Annotated in this window: 2 protein-coding genes and 1 pseudogene; all 3 read right to left on the reverse strand. The window is 63.5% G+C overall.

The features are described 5' to 3' along the window. A partial coding sequence (locus tag EN925_RS33185; protein WP_164894564.1) for a metallophosphoesterase occupies window positions 1-408 on the reverse strand: 408 nt, incomplete at its 3' end. Between the two features lie 246 nt (window positions 409-654). Next, window positions 655-1,737, reverse strand: a complete 1,083-nt coding sequence (locus tag EN925_RS33190) for an acyltransferase (RefSeq protein ID WP_024501824.1) — start codon at window positions 1,735-1,737, stop codon at window positions 655-657. A 113-nt stretch (window positions 1,738-1,850) separates the two neighbouring features. Then, window positions 1,851-2,092, reverse strand: a pseudogene (gene prpE, locus EN925_RS33195) (propionyl-CoA synthetase); the annotation flags it as partial.

The following is a 2,092-nucleotide window of genomic DNA, read 5'->3' on the forward strand; positions in this document are numbered from 1 at the left end:
CCCGTGGAGGCGGGTGAGGCTCGCCGGAGCGATGGCATAGGAAAACAGGGTTTGCAGGCCGCCCGTCGCCAGCCAGGGTTCGCGGGACAGATTTCCGTCGAGATAGTTCAGCATTGCCACTTCGTGGTTGCCCGCAAGGCAAATGCGCTGAAATCCTTTCGGCGGCGGCGCCAGGAGATGATCGAGCACCCGCGCCGACTGAAACCCCCGGTCGATGTAGTCGCCAAGCATGACGATGATCTTGCGGCTCTGGAAGCGCAGCGAATCGAGCAGGATCTTCTGCTCCAGCGCGCGGAGTTCCTTGTAGCAGCCATGCACGTCGCCGATCGCATAGACGACAGCGTCCTGCATGTCGATATCGAGGCGCGGACGCGCCGCGATGCGGGGTTTTCGCTGGAACAGGGTCACGTGCCGGGCGTCTCGAGGCAAGCTCTCATGCCGAAGGCATAAGTGCCTGTTATCATGCCCGAAACGAAGAATTCCGCAATCGTGGAAAATGTAGCTGCGCCGGGTCGGCACCGCCAATGCATGTCGCTCGGAAGTGAGCTCCGTTTTGGGAGAGCGATCCGTGGAACAAAGGCCTGGAGTGGGCCTGAATCCGCTCAGGCGCGACATGCTTTAGGTCGGCGGCCGGGCCGGTCTGCCGGACCGTCGTCAGGCTGCCTTGAGCCGATAACGGAAAACGGTATGGTCGAGCAGCAGCCGGATGCGTGGTTCGGCCTCGGTCGCCACTAGCCAGCTTGCCGCGATCATCGTCGCGCCGACGACCGCCATCGAGAACAGATGCGGCAGACCGGCGCGGACCAGGATGCCGAGCAGGGCCGCGCCGACGACATCGTGCAGCAGGTAGAGCGGATAGGTCATCAGCCCGATCCGGCGCCAGCCGCTCCAGGAGAGGTCGAGCCGCAGCGACCACGCCATCAGCGCGATGCCTATGAGGAAGATGAGGATCGGCGGGGCGAAGGGCATATCACGCCCGACCTTCAGGATATGAACGTCGACCGAACTGGCGATCTGCAGCACGCCACCGGCCAGGAACAGGGCGCAGAAGGCTAGGCGGGCGGCTGTCACCGCCTTGAAGCGCATCAGCCACAGCATGACGCCGGTGGCGAAGAACACGCCGTGATGCACCAGAAGCAGGTCGAGCGTGCGTGTTTCGGCAAGGTCGGCCCAGTCGAGCGGGTAGTAGAGGCACCAGAACAGCGCGCTGACCAGGCCGATGGCGAGGGCCACAATTTCCATTAGATGGAAGCGGCCGAGCCGCAGCAAGGTCCAGACGACGGCATAGAAGGCGATCTCGATGCCGAGCGTCCAGTAGACGCTGTCCACCCATGGCGCGTAAGGGGCGAACAGGCCGGTGCGGACGAGCCTGACGACGGCATCGGTCGGCCAGCTGAGGCCGACGATCAAAAGCACCGCCGCAGTGACCGGCGCACAGATCCACACGGCCGGCGCCAGCCGTTTCACCCTGGCTTCGAAAAACCGCAGGGGTGTCGACCTTTCGGCGCTGAAGGCGATGACGAAGCCGCTGATGACGAAGAAGATCTGGACGCCGACCCAGCCGGATTCGACCCAGGCGCCTATTGCCGGCTGCGGGGGAACGCCGCCCGTGGCGCGCGCCGAAACACCGTCAGGATACGCCCACACCCAGAAGCCATAGTGGTAGACCATGACCATGACGGCGGCGAGAAAGCGCAGGATGTCGACGCCGCCAAATGTAATCTTCTGCTGAGCCATGCGACCTTTGTCGATGGCCCCCCGCGAACGACTTTAGGGTGCATTGCTGCGTCGCACAATAAAAGTATTGCTTGCCGATCGAAAAGGTCGTCCGCGGCCCACCCTTCAGTGGCTCAAAGTCCGATTCCGCGCTCCTTCAGCGCCGCAGTGATCTCGTCGAGGATGACCGGATCGTCGATGGTTGCCGGCATGGCCCATTCCTCCTTGTCGGCGATCTTCTGCATGGTGCCGCGCAGGATCTTGCCCGAACGCGTCTTGGGCAAGCGCTTGATCGTCACCACCGTCTTGAAGGCGGCGACCGGGCCGATGCGTTCGCGCACCAGGCCGACCACCTCGTTCTCGATGGAGCCGATAT

Source organism: Mesorhizobium sp. M7A.F.Ca.US.006.04.2.1, assembly GCF_004022915.1.
Classification (GTDB): Bacteria; Pseudomonadota; Alphaproteobacteria; order Rhizobiales; family Rhizobiaceae; genus Mesorhizobium; species Mesorhizobium ciceri.